This is a genomic window from Pseudolabrys taiwanensis (assembly GCF_003367395.1).
GTDB lineage: Bacteria > Pseudomonadota > Alphaproteobacteria > Rhizobiales > Xanthobacteraceae > Pseudolabrys > Pseudolabrys taiwanensis.
On record NZ_CP031417.1, the window covers coordinates 3,011,399 to 3,029,379 of the forward strand.

Below are 17,981 nucleotides of genomic sequence, written 5' to 3' on the forward strand. Positions count from 1 at the left end.
TGGCCGGACAGGGCTGTGGACCCGATTAATATCGGGGAATATCTTTGGTTAATGGGCGTTAGGCCTACGTGCGGGTAAATGATTGCGCACGCAATGATCCGGAACTCTCGACCTTCAGCGCGGCTTCAAGAACGCGAAATCGCAGCCTTCGTCGGCGCCCATGATCTCTTGGGCGTAGAGTTTCGCATAACCGCGCGACGGTTTGTCGACCGCCGGCCTCGGCTCGGCAGCGCGACGCTTGAGTTCCGCCTCATCGACGAGAAGATCGATGCGGCGCTCCTTCACCGACAGGCGCAAGCGGTCGCCGTTGCGCACCAAGCCGAGCGGCCCGCCGGAAGCGCTGTCCGGCGTGACGTGCAGCACGATGGTGCCGAAGGCGGTGCCGCTCATGCGCGCGTCCGAGACACGCACCATGTCCTTGATGCCTTTAGTCGCCAGCTTCTTCGGGATCGGCAGATAACCGGCCTCTGGCATGGCCGACGTCGAATGCGGGCCGGCATTCTGCAACACGAGAATATCGTCGGCCGTCACGTCGAGCGCCGGATCGTCGATGCGCGCCGCGAGGTCCTCGAGCGAGGTGAACACGACGGCGCGGCCTTCGTGCTCGAACAGCTTCTCGTCGGCGGCCGAGCGTTTGAGGATCGCGCCGCCGGGCGCCAGATTGCCGAACAGCGCGATGAGCCCGCCTTGCGGCTCGAGCGGCTTCGCCCGCTCGGCGATGATGGTGCGGTCGATCCAGGCGCCGCTGTCGTAGCCGAGGCGCTCGCCCAATGTCTCGCCGGTGACCGTCATGCAGTCGAGATGCAGCAGGTCCTTCAGCTCGCGCAGCAGCGCGCCGACGCCGCCGCCGGCGAAGAAGTCTTCCATGTAGCCGTTGCCGACCGGCTTCAGGTTCACCAGCACCGGCGTCGTGTCGGACAGTTCGTTCAGACGGTCGAGCGAGATCGACAGGCCGGCGCGGCCGGCGATGGCGGCGAGATGAATGACCGCATTGGTCGAGCCGCCGATGGCGAGCAGCACGCGCAGCGCATTCTCGACCGACTCGCGCGTGACGATACGCTCGGGCGTCAGGTTGGCGTCGATCATGCGCACGGCGGTCGCGCCGGTCGCTTCCGCGGCGCGCAGGCGATCGGCATGCACGGCCGGGATCGCCGCGGTGCCGGGCAGCATCATGCCGAGCGCCTCGGCGATGCAGGCCATGGTCGAGGCGGTGCCCATCACGGCGCAGGTGCCGGCCGTCGTCGCGAGCTTGCTTTCCACCTCGTGGATCTCGTCGTCGCTCACCTTGCCGGCGCGATACTGCGCCCAGAAGCGGCGGCAATCGGTGCAAGCCCCTAAACGCTCGCCGTGATGACGCCCGGTCATCATCGGCCCGGCCACCAGCATGATCGACGGCCGCCCCGCCGACACCGCGCCCATCAGCTGCGCCGGCACGGTCTTGTCGCAGCCGCCCATCAGCACCACGGCGTCCATCGGCTGCGCGCGCACCATCTCCTCGGTGTCCATCGACATCAAGTTGCGGAACTTGAGGCTGGTCGGATTGAGGAACACCTCGCCCAGCGAGATGGTGGGGAATTCCATCGGCAGGCCGCCCGCCGTGAGCACGCCGCGCTTCACCGCCTCCAGCATTTCCGGGAAATGCCGGTGGCAATTGTTGAAGCCCGACTCGGTGTAGGCGATGCCGACCACCGGCCGCTTCAGGATCTCGCGCGAATAGCCCATCGACTGCGCGAACGAGCGGCGCAGATAAAGCGAGAAGTCGCGATCACCGTAATTGGTGAGATTGTTGGCGATGCCGGTCGGTTTGTCGTTCATGCCGTTGCTTTTTGCAGTCGCGTGAGTACCGACGCAAGCTGCCGCGACAGGCGATGATTTGCAATGCGATTCATCGCGTCAGGATAACGCTGTGCGAGCCACGCCATTGCGACATCGTGAAACCAAACCATGACCACGAGCATGGTGAGAAACCACGTCAGGAAATGATAGCGCGCGGTCGCCGCATTGTAGAAGAAGGCGACGACGTGCTGACCGAGCGCGGCGGCGCCGATCAGCCGCAGCCACGGATCGAAGGCGCGGCCACGCAGCACGACATAGAGCAGGATGACGACGCCGGCCGCGTTGAGCGGTATCGTCCAGTAGGATTCGGCCGGACCGCTGAGCCAATCGGCGAGCTGCATGACGATGCGGCCGATGCCGCTCACGTCGCCGTGCACCAGGCCGCGCAACGCCGCGCCCCATGCCGAGGGCGGCATGACCAGGAGGTTGGAGTCGCCCGAGTTCGAGCTGAACAGCACGAAGATCTTGCCGAACACCCAGTTGTGCAGCGCCATCGAGAACACGAAGACAAAGCCGACGCACAGCCCGGCCACGCGCTGCCATTGCCGCATGGAGAGCGCCGCGAGGCCGGCGCCGCCGAGGAAGATCGCCGCCGCCGGCGCGACGATCGGCTTCATGAAGATGCCGAGCGCGAGCAGCAGCGCGCCGAAGAACGAGGCGGTGAAGCCGCGCGACGCACCGACCAGAACGGCAAGGCCGGCGATAAAGAGCATGTAGGCGGCGGGATCGGCGAAGATGCGCGCCGCCCACTTCTCGTAGAGGATGAAACTGGTGCCGAACAGATTGCCGACCGGCACCGCGACGAACAGCAGCACGAGCGCGAGCGCCCAGCGCTCCGGCAGGAAGCGGCGGAACAGCGCCAGCACGAAGAACGGAAAGGCGAGCACCAGCGACAGATAGCCGAGGAAGGTCTCGCCGAAGACGATGTGCTGCAGCGCCATGAAGTAACGCAGGCCCGGGCCGCCGTAATAATAGACCTTCTCGCCGCCCTCGAGCGTGCCCCAGATGTCGCCCGCCAGCAGCTTCTGCAGGATGATGCGGCCAAAGCCGTCGTAGAACAGGCCGTCGTCGCCGCCGTCGAGCGGTCGCAGCCCGCCGATGAAACTGCCGTCATCCAAGGCGACCACGAGAGCGGCAAGGCCCACGAGCAGCAACGGCAGCATCATGCGCTGCGTGCGCACCCGGACCAAAAGCCCCACGACACCGACCGCAGCGATGATGGTCAGCGCCCAGGTCGCGAACAGTTTCAGCCGTACGATGAAAGGCGGCGTCACATGCATCGATAACGTGTCCGGCTTGATCGCCGAACCGAAAATGCGCTTGCCGATATCGGCCGGCTCGATCGGCCGGCAGCTATCGCCCTTCAGAATGGCGAAGCGGTCGGCCTCGCCTTCCCACAGCAACGTGCCGCGCCAGCACAGCTCACCACCCACATAGGCCCCCGGCAGGCGCACCATCTCGTACCAGGGCATGGTCAAGTGCCAACGCTGCAAGCCCATCCAGAAACGCTTGTCGCGCTCGCCGCGCTTGATCTCGGTCGTCGCGGTCCAGTTGTATTTGACCTCGTTGATGAAGCCGAGGCCGAGCCAGACCGGATTGGCGAAGTCGACCGACGTAACCGACCGCGATGCGTCGCTCTTGTGCCAGACGCTGTCGGCCGAGAAAGCATAAGGCCGATCGGGCGTGCCGTTGCCGCGCCAGCAGCCGAACGCTGTCGGATCGCAGCGTTGCGCTTCCGGATAGAGCGCGTCGAACTCGCCAAGCAAGGTCCGATAGACATCGGCCGGCAGCGTGCGCTCGAGCGGCGCGCTCGGCACGAACACGTTATGGCCTTCGTCGATACGCGGCGGCGCCAGCAGCCACTTGCCGAGCAGCGCAATGGCGACGACGAGAATGGCCATGCCCCAGGCGCGCGGCCGCACACGTATCACGCCGGAAAAAATCGCCACGGCGAGAATGACCAGCAGCGCGTAGTCGGCGAGTTTGTTGACCGGCAGCCCGATCGCCACAACGGCCAGCGCCAGAACCGCCACCTTGAGCCAGCCCTGGCAGCCCGCGTTTTCGCGTACGTCAGTCATTCTTGCTTCCCGTAGCCCGGCTTCGCCCCGCGAATTCGGCCTTGCCTAGCATGGCGATTTGCCTCAAATCCATGCCGCGCACGTAAACCTCCCGCACTTTCAGGTCTTAGACCCCGTGATCCGCCTCGGTATCGTCGGCAGCAATTATGGACGCCTCGTGCAGTTGCCGGCGTTCCGCGCCGATCCGCGCTGCGACGTGGTTGCGCTCGCCGGCGGCGACGCGACACGCACCGCCGCGCGCGCGAGAGAGGTCGGCATCCTCAAAGCTTACGGTGACTGGCGCGCGCTGGTCGATGACAGCGAGGTCGACGCCGTCGCCATTGCCACCATCCCGAGCCTGCAGCCCGAGATCGCCCTGCACGCGCTCGCGCGCGGCAAGCCGGTGTTCGCGGAGAAGCCGCTGGCGAACGACCTCGCCAGCGCGCGCGCCATGCGCGATGCGGCGCAGGCGAGCAAGCTGCCGACCATGGTCGATTTCAACTTTCCGCCGATTGCGGCGTGGGCCTGCGCCATGGACATGCTCGATGCCGGCGCGGTCGGCCCGTTGCGTCACGTGGCGGTGCATTGGCACGTCGAGAACCGCGCGGTGCAGTTGCGCTTGCGCAACTGGAAGACCGACGGCGCCACCGGCGGCGGCGTGCTCGGCAACTTCGTCTCGCATTGTCTCCATTATCTGGAATGGTTCGGCGGCCCGATATCGGGATTGTCGGCGCGCATCGGCACGCTGCCCGACGATCCGCAGGCAGAGACGACGGTCTCGATGTCGCTCACTTATGCGACCGGTGTTTTGATCAGCCTGTCGATGAGCTGCGCCTCGTATCTCGGCATCGGCCACCGGCTCGAATTCTTCGGCGAGGACGGGACGCTCGTTCTGTTCAATCCGACGGCCGATTACATGCGCGGCTTCGAGCTCTATCACGCGCGCCGGCCGGCAACGGCGCTGACGCGCGTTGCGGTCGAGGACCCGCTCGACCCGCAATATCCGGACGGGCGCATCGCGCCGGTGTCGCGGTTGGCCGGGCGCTTTCTCGACGCGATCGAAAAAGGCACACCGGCAAGACCAAATTTTGCCGATGGCTACCGCGTGCAGGTGCTGATCGACGCTGCGCGGCGATCGCACGAAACCGGCACTTGGATCGCGGTGCCCGCCGAGACACAGTGAGGAGACTTAATTGAGCGTTCCGAAGATTCTCATCGCCGGCCTCTTCAACCCTCCCCCCGCGAAGCGGCGGGGAGGGTCCGCACGCATTGCGTCAGCAATACGTGCCGGGGTGGGGGGACCTTCGCTCAGCACACCCCCCACCCCCGCCCCCTCCCCACCACTCGCTGACGCTCGCGGGGGGAGGGGAGCAAAGGTGCCGTCATGAGTGGCAATCGTGTTCTCGTCACCGGCGGCTCGGGCTTCATCGGCTCCGGGCTGGTGAAAGCGCTGGTCAAAGCGGGCGCGCAGGTGCGCGTGCTCGACGACAATTCGCGCGGCCGCCCGCGGCGGCTGGCCGAGATCGAGAAGGACATCGAGTTCGTCGGCGGCGACATCCGCGATGCGGAGACCGTTGCGCGCGCAACGCAGGGCATGGACGAGGTACATCACCTCGCTTACGTCAACGGCACCGAGTTCTTCTACACGCAGCCCGATCTCGTGCTCGACGTCGGCGTGCGCGGCATGATCAACGTCATCGACGCCTGCCGCAAGCACGGGGTCGGCAACCTCATCCTCGCCTCGTCGTCCGAAGTCTATCAGACGCCGCCGCAGATCCCCACCGACGAGAGCGCGCCGCTCATCGTGCCCGACGTGCTCAACCCGCGTTATTCCTACGGCGGCGGCAAGCTCATCAGCGAACTGATGGCCATCAACTTCGGCCGCAAGTATTTCGAGCGCGTGCTGATCTTCCGGCCGCACAATGTCTATGGCCCCGACATGGGCTTCGAGCACGTGGTGCCGCAGTTCGCGCTGCGCCTGAAGAAACTCGCCGACGCACAGCCGTCCGGCACCTTGCGCTTCGACATCCAGGGCACCGGCGAAGAAACGCGCAGCTTCTGCTACGTGGACGATCTCGTCGCCGGCGTCATGGTCATGCGCGACAAGGGAGAGCATCTCGGCATCTATCATGTCGGCACGCTGGAAGAAGTGACGATCGCCGACGTCGCGCGCCGCGTCGCCGCCGCGGCCGGCCGCGAAATCGAGCTGGTGCCCGGCCCGTTGCAGCCCGGCGGCACGCCGCGCCGCTGCCCCGACATTTCGAAACTTTCAAAGCTCGGCTATAAGCCGCGCGTGCCGCTCGATACCGGGCTCAAGCCCACCGTCGATTGGTACTGGCGCAACGCCGATCTGGCGCCATAGCCCCTTTTTCCGTCACCCTGAGGTGGCCGCGCGAAGCGCGGCCCTCGAAGGGCGACGGCCGATGAATCAGTGGCTGTCATCCTTCGAGGCTCGCTTCGCTCGCACCTCAGGATGACGGCGCCCAGAAGGAGACCCAATGCCCTTCCCCACCAAAGTCGCACGTGCCGCCGGCACCGGCGCCAGCGTTCCGGTCGAGCAGTGCCAGATTTGCGGCAGCGAGAAGCTCGATACCGTGCTCTCGCTCGGCTACATGCCGCCGGTGAACCAGATGGTGCCGATCGGCCAGGTGCCACGGCAGCAGCCGTGGTTTCCGACCAATCTCCTGCATTGCCGCGTCTGCGATCTGGTCCAGCTCGGCCTCGCCGTCGACCCGGTCATCATCTTCCCGCCCGAATACCCCTACACCAGCGGCACCACCAAACTGCTGCGCGACAATTTCGCCGAGTTGTATGCCGAGTCGTCCCAAATGCTGGGGCTCAAGGCCGACGATCTTATCGTCGACATCGGCTCGAACGACGGCACGCTGATCTCGAACTTCCAGAAGGGCGGCCATCGTATCCTCGGCATCGAGCCGACCGACGTCAGCAAAATCGCCAATGAGCGCGGTATCCCGACCATCCAGCGTTACTTCGGTCTCGACACCGCCAAGGAAGTCAAAGCCAAGCACGGCCCGGCAACGGTCATCACCGCGGCCAACTGCTTCGCCCATATCGAAGACGTGCATGCCATCGTCGAGGGCATCGTCGAGATGCTGGCGCCGAACGGCACCTTCATCTCGGAATCGCACTATCTCATTCCGCTGCTCGACACGCTGCAGTACGACACCGTCTATCACGAGCACTTGCGCTATTACTCGCTGGCGAGCCTCAAGCATCTTCTCGAGATGCACGGCCTCGAAGTGTTTCATGCGCGGCCGATCCCGAGCCATGGCGGCTCGATCCGGGTCTACGCGGCGCGCAAGGGCGTGCACAAGGTGCAGGACAGCGTCGCCAAGATGCTCGCCGCCGAGCCGCGCGGCGATGCGATGGCCAAGCGCCTCGCCGACTTCCGCCGCGACGTCGTGCTGTCGAAGCTGCGCTTGATGGCCATGCTGCGCGACCTCAAGGAAAAAGGCGCGCGCATTGCCGGCATCAGCGCCCCGTCGCGCGCGTCGACGATGGTCAATTATGTCGGCCTCGACGAAGGCATCATCGATTACGTGGTCGAGATCGCCGGCTCGCTGAAGATCGGCAAATGCATGCCGGGCACGGCGATCCCCGTGGTCGACGAGGCGAAGCTTTTCGAAGACCAGCCCGACTGCGCCGTGATCTTCTCCTGGCACATCGCCGACGAACTCGCGCCCAAGCTCAAGGCCAAGGGCTTCAAAGGGCAGCTCATCACGCCGCTGCCCGTGCCGCGGGTGTTGTAGCTTTCTGTCGTCCCGGGCGAGCGCACTTGCGCGAGGCCCGGGACCCATACGCCGCAGCCTATCGAAAGGACACAGCGTATAGATCCCCGCCTTCGCGGGGACGACAGCAGCGTGTTAGCGTGCCCCCATGCCCGACTTCCCCAAAATCACATCGCGGCGCACGATCGACGTCTCACCCTGGATGAAAATCGTCGAGCGCGAGGTCGCCTTCACCGCCGAGGGGAAGCCCGAGCTCTATCACGCGGTCGGCCAGCAGGATTACATCGCCATCGTGGCGCTGACGCCGGAGGGGCTGATCCCGATCGTGCGGCAGTACCGGCCGGCGGTCGAAGGCTTCACCTGGGAGCTGCCGGCGGGCATGACCGATCCCGGTGAAGAGCCGGCGGAGACCTGCCGGCGCGAACTGCTGGAAGAAACCGCCCTGCCCGCACGCGCGGTCCACACGCTCGGCACCTTCGCCCCCTGCACCGCCCGGCTCTCGAACCGGGTGCACTCTTTCTTCGTCGAAACCGGCCCGCGGCAAGCGGATCACCCCGGCGAGGCAGGAATCGAGGTGAAGCTGGTCAGCCCTGCGGATTTAGCGGAACTGATCCGCACCGGCGCCTTCACCCTGCAGCTGCACATCGGGGCCCTGATGCTGGCGGGAATGCACGGATTTATTGATTTCCACGCCTTCAAGACGCCGTAACGCCGCAGCCGGCCTTCCTTTGATACCGATCAAGGTAACTCCTTGGAATGTGACCAATCTCGCCTCGACAACACCCCTGGAAGCCTTCTAAAAAGACCCCGCGCGCGGCGAGAAAGAAAATCGTGATGAATTACAACGAGTTTTTCAACGTTGCCCTCAATCAGCTGCGGGATGAAAGACGGTATCGCGTCTTCGCCGACCTGGAGCGGATCGCCGGCCGGTTCCCGCACGCTCTGTGGCATTCCCCCGAGGGCACCCGCGACGTCGTGATCTGGTGCTCCAACGATTACCTCGGCATGGCCCAGCACCCGAAGGTGATCGGCGCGATGGTCGAGACCGCGACGCGCATGGGCACCGGCGCCGGCGGCACCCGCAACATCGCCGGCACCAACCACCCGCTGGTCGAGCTGGAGCGCGAGCTCGCCGACCTGCACGGCAAGCCGGCCGCCCTCGTCTTCACCTCCGGCTACGTGTCGAACCAGACCGGCATCGCCACCATCGCCAAGCTGCTGCCGAACTGCCTGCTGCTGTCGGACGCGCTGAACCACAATTCGATGATCGAGGGCATCCGCCAGTCCGGCTGTGAGCGCGTGATCTGGCGCCACAACGACGTCGCCCACCTCGAAGAGCTGCTGAAGGCGGCCGATCCGAAGCGGCCGAAGCTGATCGCGTTCGAGAGCCTCTATTCGATGGACGGCGACGTCGCGCCGGTGCACGCGATTTGCGATCTCGCCGACAAATACGGCGCCATGACCTATTGCGACGAAGTGCACGCGGTCGGCATGTACGGCCCGCGCGGCGGCGGCATCTGCGAGCGCGACAAGGCGATGGATCGCGTCGACGTGCTGGAAGGCACGCTCGCCAAGGCCTTCGGCTGCCTCGGCGGATATATCGCCGGCTCGCGCGAGATGATCGACGCCGTGCGCTCCTATGCGCCGGGCTTCATCTTCACCACCGCGCTGCCGCCGGCGATCTGCGCCGCGACCACCGCGGCCATCAAGCACTTGAAGAGCTCGAGCTGGGAGCGCGAGCGTCATCAGGACCGCGCCGCCCGCGTCAAGGCGGTGCTGAACGCCGCCGGCCTGCCGGTGATGCCGAGCGACACGCATATCGTGCCGGTGTTCGTCGGCGACCCGGAGAAGTGCAAGACCGCGAGCGACCTGCTGCTCAGCGAGCACGGCATCTACATCCAGCCGATCAACTATCCGACCGTGCCGCGCGGCGCGGAGCGGCTGCGCATCACGCCATCGCCCTATCACGACGACGCGCTGATCGACGGCTTGGCCGAAGCGCTGATCGACGTGTGGGAACGTCTCGGTCTGCCGCTCGGCCAGCGCGCCCTGGCCGCCGAGTAGGCTCAATCAGTCCTGAAAGGACGGCGGCTCGCGCGTCGACGCGGGCGGCTTCGGCTTGCGCGCGATGCGGCGCGCCACCAGCGGCGCGGTCAGCGAGATCAGGAAGATGCGCACCACATGGTGCGCGCCGACATAAACGGGGTCGAGATGCAGCCCGAGCGCCAGCAGCATCATCGCGTCGACCGAGCCGGGCGCATAAGCGATCATCACCTCGGCGGCGCGCATCGATAGCAGGCTCACCACGCCCGCGGCGAACACCGAAGCGATCGCGACCGACACCGCGAATGAGCCGAACGCGGCGCCGAGGTAATCCGTCAGCAGGCGCAGCGGCGTATTGGCGAAGCGGGCGCCGATGATGGCGCCGAGCACTAGCCCCGCCGCATTGGTGATCCACCACGGCAACACGGCATGGATGAGCCCGGTGCCGTGCAGCACCGCGGATGTGATCATCGCGCCGAACAGCAGGCCGCCGGGCAGACGCAGCCGATGTGCGAGCCAGGCGCCGAACGCGCCGGCGGCGACCAGGATCGCGAGTTCATCGATGACGTGCAGCGTCAGTGGACCGGGATCGGGGCGGATGGCGGGACCGGCAAGCCCCGCCAAGGCGAGGCCGGTCGGCAGGCCGATCGCCACGATGACGACGCGCGTGCTCTGCACGATGGCGATCGCGCGCAAGTCGGCGCCGAGTTCGGCGCCGAGCACGAGCACTTGCGACATGGCCCCCGGCGCCGATGCCAGATAGGCGTTGGGTGTGGACCAGCCGTGCACCGCGCGGAGATAGGCCGTGCCGCCGAAGCTGACTGCCGTCATGCCGACGATCAACGCGGCGATGCTCAAGGGATAGCTCGCCATGCCGGTCAGCGTCTCCGGTGTTACCACCGCGCCAAGCGAGATGCCGAGCAGCACGAAGATCGTCCGCGCGAAAGGCGGCGGTATGCGCATCGGACGGCCGCTGAGAGCCGCGGCGGACACCGCGAGAATTGAGCCCGAGAGATAGCCGGCCGGCACGCCGACCAGCCCAAGCGTCATGCCGCCGACGGTGCCGATCGCAAGCGTCTCGGCGAGACGGAGTAAGGTCGTCCGGTAGTCGTGAGATGACGGTGGAGACAAGGCGGCGTGACTTTCGCGAGCGCCGCGGACGCAAAGCGCGCGATCCGCTCGACACCATCGATCAATGCCGCGCGCGCGAGACAAGGTCAATTGCGAATACCGACTGCTTGATCTGCGTCAACACGCCGCCGGCCCGTCAGGTGCTTGTTGCCAGCGGAACCACGGTTGAGGAGCGAGTCATGTCCCCTGTTTGGAAGACAGCGATGACGGCGCTGACGCTGACCGCCGCCATCACCATCACGGCGCCCGCGGGCGCCGGCCCAGTACCCGGCAACCTTGCCACCCTGTCCGCGACGGCACCGCGCACGGTGACCGACGTGCGTTGGCGGGGCGGCGGCGCTGTCGCGGCCGGCATCGCCGCGGGTGTGATCACCGGCGCCATCATCGCCGGCTCGGCCAACTCCTACTACTACGGCCCCGGCCCTTATTATTACGGACCGGCATATTATTACGGGCCGAGCTATTACGTGCCGCCACCGTACTACGTGGCGCCGCCGTATTACGGCCCCCGGCGTTACTATTATTATCGCGAGCCGGTCTATGTCGCGCCGCCGTATTACGATTATGGGCCGCGCGGTGTGTATCGCGGGCCGCGCGGGCGCTGCTGGATCTCGACCGACAATCATCGCGGTTATGGCTACTGGGGCCCGTGCTGACGCCGTCAGAACAAGAGATCGCGCGTGAGCGTATCGAGATGACGCACGGCGCCGAAGGCGTCGTGCAAGGCCGCACGCTCGTCGCGCGATAGGCGTTTGACGGCAACCTTGTTGCCGGGCGGACGGCCGGCGCGGATATCCTCGAGTTGTTGCGCGAGAATGCGATCGAGAAAGACCGCCTGCGCCCGCGCAAGCGCATCGAGATCGTCGCCGCCGCCACGGCCGAGGTCGGCGACGGCGGCGAGCCGCGCGGGCGTCGCGCGCGCGAGCAGATGATGTTTGATCGCCAGCACGCGCGCGGTGGTGACGATGCCAAAGAGACCGGTCCTCTTTAAATCGATTCTGCCGTTTTCGGTGCGAAAGCCGCCGAACATGGTGGTGCCCGGTTCGACTTCGCCGGCGGCTTCGGCGAGCAGCTTGGCAAAAGCGGCATTGCCCGCGGCCGCGTCGAAAGCACCGCGCCAAATATCGTGGGCCAGCCGTTGGTCGCCATGCACGCCGGCAAGATCGAAAAAAATGTCGACGGACAACAAGTCGGCCGGGTTGCTGCGCGTGATCCACTCGGCGATACGCAGGCGCCACGTCGCGCGCGAGCCGCGCCAGGCCGCGTTCTTGGCCATCACACCACCCTGGCAATAAGGCACGCCGACTTCATGCAAGATGTCGGCAACGATCGCGCCATAGACGGCGAACCAGCGATCGGCGGCGCCGTCGGGTTCGCCTTCGGCGAAGATCAGTGCATTGTCTTGATCCATGGCCAACAGGCTCTCGCCACGGCCGGCGGAACCGAGAACGCATAGCGCAAAGGCACAGGGCGCTGCATCGTTGCCCGCCTCGACCATACGCCGTTCCGCAAGGACACCGGCGCGGCGCGTCAACGCGCCGAGTTCACGCGAGATGACAGCGGCGATTTCGCGCGCGCTCACGCCTTCCGCTGCGAGGCTCTCGGCCGCGTGCGGCAGCAATGCCCAGGCGGCAGCCAAAGCCGGGACATCGTCGGCCTGATCGATCGCGTCGCCAAGAACGGTCGCTTCCTGCGCGCGCAGGCGCAGGAGATCGCGCGCGCTGACGATGCCGCAAAGCGCGCCATCGTCGTTCTCGACGCCAAGATGGCGCAGCTTCAGCCGGCTCATGCGGCCGAGCGCACGGTAGACGAAGGCATCCGCCGGCACAGTCACCAGCGGTTTACCCGCGTAGGCGGCAACGGGCCAGTCCAGCGCCTCTTTGCCATGCTCCGCCAGGGCGCGCAGCACATCGCGCTCGGTGACGATTGCGGCATCGCGCGCGACGAGCCCTGGCGTATCGGGTGGCGTCACCAGCAGCGACGAGATCTTCGCCTGCGCCATGCGTTGCAAGGCCGCGCTCAGCGGCACGTCCGCTGCAATCGTCTGCGGCGGGGCGCTCATCACGTCGGCAATACGATGACGATAGGGATAAGTGTCGATGCGCGCGAAGATGCGTTCCTCATGCGCCCGCGGGCTCGTCACCGGCTCCTCCCAGCCGGCCCGATGCTGATCTTCAAGCACCGTGCTCAAGGCAAGGCACGCATTCTCGGCTTCGGCCAGGGTGCGGATATTGCCTTCACGCAGCTTCGGCAGCAGCGCCAGAAAGATCATGCCGGTGAGCACCGCATCGGCGACCGCGGAATGACGGTTCTCGACGGCGATGCCGAGCCAGCTCGCCAAATGTTCAAGCGTATAACCGCCGAGATGCGGCTCGGCGACTTGCGCCAGAAGCCGCGTGTCGAGCGTGCGCGGCGGCATCCAAGGCAGGCCCGCGCGCTGGCATTCGCGCTTGAGCACGGCAAGATCGAAGCCGAGCGTATGGCCGATCACTATGGTTCCGGACATCGCGGCAGCGAAAGCCGGCCACGCGGCCGCGATAGACGGCGCGGCGGCGACCATCGCGTCGTCGATATGATGGATATCCGTTGCCGCCTTCGGGATCGGCTCGCCCGGATTGACGAGACTGCGCAACGGGGCGTCTTCCACAAGCGCGCCGCTCTTCAGCGGCACCATCGCCATCTCGACGATGCGCGCCTTGGCCGGATCGAGCCCGGTCGTCTCGCTGTCGAGGACAAGCGCCTCAAGCGCGATCAGCGGGGTCGCATTCCGGATCGTGCCTGTCGCCATTCGCCCCCCGGCAAGACCTCAGCCATCAGACAAGCGCTGCAACCACCGCCGGCACATCCGCGCGACGCACGAAGGCATCGTGCACGTGGCACAGGTTGGTCCGCAGATAATTATGGATGGTCGGCACGTCCTTGCCCTTGAGCTTCTCGTGGATCGGCATGGCCTCGACGTAGCGGTCGAGATAGCGCGCCGGGACGTCCATCACCCGCTTCACAGGATGCAGCCCGATCGATGCAAGATCGTGCTCCAGCGTCTGACGCAAATGCGCCCACGCCTCCGCGTCGAAGGCAGCCGGCATTCGATACCGATCGAACGCCGCAAGCGCCGCGGCGTTCACGCCGCGCAGCATGGCTTCACGCCTGTCACCGGCAGCGGGACGCAATACGCCGTCGACCGTTTCAGCCACCATGGCCAACGTCGCTGGATAGGCGGCCCACCGCGCCTTCTCGATCTCGGCCAGGAACGCCGGCTCATCGAACAGCAGGTTGCCGTAGGGGCCGGCGCGGGCGCGCGAATATTCGTAGAGGCCTTTCTGCGCCAGGAACGCCGCCTGCTGATCGAGGAAATCGACGAGCGTCTCTCGCCCGGAAATCCGCGCCTCGCGGCGGAACAGATCGAAAAAGCCCATGACCCCTCGTTTCCCCCTGGTCGCGGCTTGGCTGCCGTTCTTTGGCGGCGATCCTAGCCCAGCCGGGCTGGCCGGTCGCTTTTTTTGAGGTCGCACCTACGGATAGCGCGCAATAGACGGAGAAACGGCGTATATGGTCTAAAGTCGTATCGTACCCAGACCGGGCCGGTCGGCCCGTACCGGAGTGTGTATGCTGCAAGGCTGGGTCGTCATCGCGGTGGCGCTTGCCTATATCGGCCTCTTGTTCCTCGTCGCGAGTTACGGAGACCGGACGCGCCGGCTCGGCCGCGCCGGCCGCAGCCGGTTGCTGATCTACCCGCTGTCGCTGGCGATCTACTGCACGTCCTGGACCTTCTTCGGTTCCGTCGGCTCGTCCTCGCGCACCGGCTACGACTTCCTCACCATCTATATCGGCCCGGTGCTGATGGTCGGGCTGTTCTCGCCGCTGATCATCCGCGTCGTCCGCCTCGCCAAGGCGCAGAACATCACCTCGATCGCCGATTTCATCGCCGCCCGCTACGGCAAGGGCCAGGCGGTCGCCGCCATCGTCGCGCTGATCTCGATCGTCGGCACCATTCCCTACATCGCGCTGCAGCTCAAAGCGGTGTCGGCCTCGCTCGAGACGATCCTGGCCCACGTCGATCCCGGCAGCAATCTGGCGAGCCCCCTGCTCGGCGACATCGCGCTGTTCGTCGCGCTGTCGATGGCGACCTTCGCCGTGCTGTTCGGCACGCGCCACATCGACGCGACCGAGCACCAGGACGGCCTGATGCTGGCGGTGGCGGCGGAATCGATGGTGAAGCTGTTCGCCTTCCTCGCCGTCGGCACCTTCGTGACGTTCTGGATGTTCGGCGGCCCGAACGCGCTGATCGAAGCGGCGGCGGCGCATCCGACCACGGCCGCGGTGTTCACGCGCGCGCCCGCGCTCGACGCGCTGATCGTCACGACGCTCTTGTCCTTCGTCGCGATCCTGCTGTTGCCGCGACAATTCCATGTGGCGGTGGTCGAGAACAACAACGAAGGCGAGATCAAGCGCGCCGCCTGGCTGTTCCCCGTCTATCTGGTGCTGATCAACCTGTTCGTGGTGCCGATCGCCATCGCCGGCCTGCTCACGTTCCAGCCGGGCGCGGTCGACAGCGACATGTTCGTGCTGGCGCTGCCGCTGCACATGGGCTCCAGCATCTTCACCATCGCGGCCTTCGTCGGCGGGCTGTCCGCCGCGACCGCCATGGTGATCGTCGAATCCGTGGCGCTGTCGATCATGATCTCGAACGACATCGTCATGCCCTTGGTGCTGCAACGGCGCGGCACCCTCGTCACCGGCAACGCCAATGTCGGCTCGGTGCTGCTGTCGGTGCGGCGCGTCGCGATCTTCGGCATCCTGCTGCTGGCGTATCTTTATTACCGCTCGGCCGGCGATGCGCAGCTGGCCTCCATCGGCCTGCTCGCCTTCGCCGCGGTGGCGCAGCTCGCGCCCGCCTTCTTCGGCGGCCTGTTCTGGCGCCGCGCCACGGCCGGCGGTGCCATCGCCGGCATGAGCGCCGGCATTCTCGTCTGGGGCTACACGCTGCTGCTGCCGACCTTCGCCGACATTGGGGTTCTCGGGCAGCACTTCCTGACGGATGGACCGTGGGACATCGCGATCCTGCGGCCGCAACATCTGTTCGGCCTCGAGGCGGCGCCGCTCGTGCACGGCGTCGTGTGGAGCCTGACGATCAACATCCTGCTCTACATCGGCGTGTCGCTGCGGCGCGAGCCGTCGTCGATCGAGCGCCTGCAGGCCAACACCTTCGCGCCCTCCGATCTCGCGCCGATCAGCCCGAGCTTCCGGCTGTGGCGCTCCTCGGTGACGGTGGAGGAGCTGACCACGACCGTGGCGCGCTATCTCGGCGACGAGCGCACCAGCGCCGCGTTCGAGACCTTCGCGGCAACGCATCGCATCAGTCTCGAGCCGAAGGACGAGGCCGACTTCCGCCTGATCCGCCATGCCGAGCACATCCTGGCCTCGGCCATCGGCGCCGCCTCCTCGCGGCTGGTGCTGTCGCTGGTGCTGCGCAAGCGGACGGTCTCGACCAAGGCCGCGCTCAAGCTGCTCGACGACGCCAATGCGGCGATCCAATACAACCGCGAAATCCTGCAAACCGCGCTCGACCACGTGCGGCAGGGCATCGCCGTCTTCGACAAGGACTTGCAGCTCATCTGCTGGAACCGGCAGTTCGGCGAAATCCTCGATCTGCCGCCGAGCCTCATCCGCTCCGGCATCGGCCTTGCCGAGATCCTGCGCTTCAACGGCACGCGCGGCGGCGTGGCGCCGGAGCGCCTCGGCGCCTTCGTCACCGAGCAGATCGAACGCTATATCTCCGTCAACGAGCCGTTCCTCGAGCGCTTCGCCGAGCCGGGCACGGTGATCGAGGTGCGCGCCAACCACATGCCGGACGGCGGCACCGTCACCACCTTCACCGACATCACCGCCAGCGTCGAAGCCGCCGAAGCGCTCGAACGCTCCAACGAAACGCTGGAGCGGCGCGTGCGCGAGCGCACCGAAGAACTGACGCGGCTGAACGAGGCGCTGGCGCTGGCCAAGGGCGACGCCGAGGCGGCCAACATTTCCAAGACCAAGTTCCTGGCCGCGGCAAGCCACGACATCCTGCAGCCGCTCAACGCCGCGCGGCTTTACGTGACGAGCCTGATCGAGCGCGGCACCGGCCGCGACGACAACCGGCTGGTCGACAATATCGACGCCTCGCTCGAGGCCGTCGAGGACATTCTCGGCGCGCTGCTCGACATGTCGCGGCTCGACACCGGCGCCTTGCGCCCGGAATTCGCCAGCTTCCGCATCGACGAATTGATGCGCCAGATCGAGCTCGAATTCGCGCCGCTCGCCGCCGCCAAGGGCATCGCGCTCGTCTATGTGCCGTGCGGCCTCGTCGTGCGTTCCGATCGCAGGCTGCTGCGCCGCCTGGTGCAGAACCTCGTCTCCAACGCGATCAAATACACGCCCGCCGGTCGCGTCCTGCTCGGCTGCCGGCGGCGCGGCGACAGCCTGCGCATCGACGTCTACGACACCGGCCTCGGCATCCCGCAGGAGAAGCTGCGCGACATCTTCATCGAATTCCACCGTCTCGATCAGGGCGCGAGGATCGCGCGCGGCCTCGGCCTCGGCCTGTCGATCGTCGAACGCATCGCCCGCGTGCTCGGCTCCGACGTCGAGGTGCGTTCGGTCCTTGGCCGCGGTTCGCATTTCTCGGTCGCCGTGCCGCGTTCCAATGCGGCACCCATCGACATGCCGGCGCGCGAACACACGCGCGTCGATCCGGCGCATCTGGCCGGCACCACGGCGCTCTGCATCGACAACGAGCCGGCGGTGCTCGACGGCATGGAGACGCTGCTGCGCGGCTGGGGCTGCGACGTGATCAAGGCGCCGAGCCTGGAAGAGGCGCTCGAAGCCGTGTCGAAGAGCCCAACGCCGCCGAACGGCCTGCTGGTCGACTATCATCTCGATCAGGGCACCGGCATCGAGGCGATCTCGGCGCTGCGCGCGCATTGCGGCGATCTGCCGGCGATCCTCATCACCGCCGACCGCTCGCCGGCCGTGCGCGAGCAAGCGCGCGAAGACGATATCCAGCTGCTCAACAAGCCGCTGAAGCCGGCCGCCTTGCGCGCCCTGCTGGCGCAATGGCGCGTGCTGCGCGCCGCGGCGGAGTGAAATTCGAGCGGCCTCGTCGGGTGCGCAAAGGCGTGCGCCCGCA

General features: G+C 66.4%; 12 protein-coding genes. 7 read left to right on the forward strand and 5 right to left on the reverse strand.

Annotation, left to right across the window (positions count from 1 at the left end):
• Window positions 1-114 precede the first annotated feature (114 nt).
• Together DW352_RS14395 and DW352_RS14400 are read right to left on the reverse strand one after the other, a co-directional pair.
• Window positions 115-1,815 (reverse strand): IlvD/Edd family dehydratase, encoded by a 1,701-nt coding sequence (locus tag DW352_RS14395; RefSeq protein WP_115691982.1) that lies wholly within the window; start codon window positions 1,813-1,815, stop codon window positions 115-117.
• Window positions 1,812-3,914: a hypothetical protein gene (locus DW352_RS14400; RefSeq protein WP_115691983.1), complete on the reverse strand. Its 2,103-nt coding sequence runs from the start codon at window positions 3,912-3,914 to the stop codon at window positions 1,812-1,814. Before DW352_RS14400 ends, DW352_RS14395 begins: the two co-directional genes overlap by 4 nt.
• Window positions 3,915-4,029: 115 nt before the next feature.
• Between DW352_RS14400 and DW352_RS14405 the strand changes: the two genes are divergently transcribed.
• The 5 genes from DW352_RS14405 to hemA all read left to right on the forward strand — a co-directional run bounded on the left by DW352_RS14405 (window position 4,030) and on the right by hemA (window position 9,706).
• Window positions 4,030-5,076, forward strand: coding sequence for a Gfo/Idh/MocA family protein (locus tag DW352_RS14405; RefSeq protein WP_162826969.1), 1,047 nt, complete (start codon window positions 4,030-4,032; stop codon window positions 5,074-5,076).
• Between the two features lie 201 nt (window positions 5,077-5,277).
• Entirely contained in the window at window positions 5,278-6,255 is a 978-nt protein-coding gene (locus DW352_RS14410) for an NAD-dependent epimerase/dehydratase family protein (RefSeq protein ID WP_115691985.1), read from the forward strand.
• Between the two features lie 136 nt (window positions 6,256-6,391).
• A complete protein-coding gene (locus tag DW352_RS14415; protein ID WP_115691986.1) occupies window positions 6,392-7,663 on the forward strand; it encodes a class I SAM-dependent methyltransferase in 1,272 nt (423 codons plus the stop codon).
• A 127-nt stretch (window positions 7,664-7,790) separates the two neighbouring features.
• A complete protein-coding gene (locus DW352_RS14420) occupies window positions 7,791-8,351 on the forward strand; it encodes an NUDIX hydrolase (RefSeq protein WP_115691987.1) in 561 nt (186 codons plus the stop codon).
• Between the two features lie 125 nt (window positions 8,352-8,476).
• Complete coding sequence (gene hemA, locus DW352_RS14425; RefSeq protein ID WP_115691988.1) at window positions 8,477-9,706, forward strand: 5-aminolevulinate synthase; 1,230 nt, start codon at window positions 8,477-8,479, stop codon at window positions 9,704-9,706.
• A gap of 6 nt (window positions 9,707-9,712) precedes the next feature.
• On the opposite strand, the gene DW352_RS14430 is transcribed toward hemA, so the two are convergent.
• Window positions 9,713-10,816 carry an AbrB family transcriptional regulator gene (locus tag DW352_RS14430; protein ID WP_162826970.1) on the reverse strand — a complete coding sequence of 368 codons (1,104 nt, stop codon included), beginning with the start codon at window positions 10,814-10,816 and terminating at the stop codon, window positions 9,713-9,715.
• A 179-nt stretch (window positions 10,817-10,995) separates the two neighbouring features.
• Here DW352_RS14430 and DW352_RS14435 point away from each other — a divergent pair, with 179 nt between their 5' ends.
• Window positions 10,996-11,472 carry a hypothetical protein gene (locus DW352_RS14435; RefSeq protein WP_210209834.1) on the forward strand — a complete coding sequence of 159 codons (477 nt, stop codon included), beginning with the start codon at window positions 10,996-10,998 and terminating at the stop codon, window positions 11,470-11,472.
• 5 nt (window positions 11,473-11,477) lie between these two features.
• Here DW352_RS14435 and DW352_RS14440 read toward each other — a convergent pair whose 3' ends face one another.
• Window positions 11,478-13,604 (reverse strand): DUF294 nucleotidyltransferase-like domain-containing protein, encoded by a 2,127-nt coding sequence (locus DW352_RS14440; protein WP_115691990.1) that lies wholly within the window; start codon window positions 13,602-13,604, stop codon window positions 11,478-11,480.
• Between the two features lie 25 nt (window positions 13,605-13,629).
• Window positions 13,630-14,232: a hypothetical protein gene (locus tag DW352_RS14445; RefSeq protein ID WP_115691991.1), complete on the reverse strand. Its 603-nt coding sequence runs from the start codon at window positions 14,230-14,232 to the stop codon at window positions 13,630-13,632.
• A gap of 190 nt (window positions 14,233-14,422) precedes the next feature.
• Between DW352_RS14445 and DW352_RS14450 the strand changes: the two genes are divergently transcribed.
• A complete protein-coding gene (locus DW352_RS14450; RefSeq protein ID WP_115691992.1) occupies window positions 14,423-17,938 on the forward strand; it encodes a PAS domain-containing hybrid sensor histidine kinase/response regulator in 3,516 nt (1,171 codons plus the stop codon).
• Window positions 17,939-17,981 lie beyond the last annotated feature (43 nt).

What these genes read in the sequence shown, in the direction of transcription:
- DW352_RS14420 (WP_115691987.1), top strand. Translation starts at nt 7,791, where the DNA reads ATGCCCGACTTCCCCAAAATCACATCGCGGCGCACGATCGACGTCTCA.
- DW352_RS14435 (WP_210209834.1), top strand. Translation starts at nt 10,996, where the DNA reads ATGTCCCCTGTTTGGAAGACAGCGATGACGGCGCTGACGCTGACCGCC.
- DW352_RS14450 (WP_115691992.1), top strand. Translation starts at nt 14,423, where the DNA reads ATGCTGCAAGGCTGGGTCGTCATCGCGGTGGCGCTTGCCTATATCGGC.
- DW352_RS14395 (WP_115691982.1), bottom strand. Translation starts at nt 1,815, where the DNA reads ATGAACGACAAACCGACCGGCATCGCCAACAATCTCACCAATTACGGT.
- DW352_RS14445 (WP_115691991.1), bottom strand. Translation starts at nt 14,232, where the DNA reads ATGGGCTTTTTCGATCTGTTCCGCCGCGAGGCGCGGATTTCCGGGCGA.
- DW352_RS14400 (WP_115691983.1), bottom strand. Translation starts at nt 3,914, where the DNA reads ATGACTGACGTACGCGAAAACGCGGGCTGCCAGGGCTGGCTCAAGGTG.
- DW352_RS14415 (WP_115691986.1), top strand. Translation starts at nt 6,392, where the DNA reads ATGCCCTTCCCCACCAAAGTCGCACGTGCCGCCGGCACCGGCGCCAGC.
- DW352_RS14440 (WP_115691990.1), bottom strand. Translation starts at nt 13,604, where the DNA reads ATGGCGACAGGCACGATCCGGAATGCGACCCCGCTGATCGCGCTTGAG.
- DW352_RS14410 (WP_115691985.1), top strand. Translation starts at nt 5,278, where the DNA reads ATGAGTGGCAATCGTGTTCTCGTCACCGGCGGCTCGGGCTTCATCGGC.
- hemA (WP_115691988.1), top strand. Translation starts at nt 8,477, where the DNA reads ATGAATTACAACGAGTTTTTCAACGTTGCCCTCAATCAGCTGCGGGAT.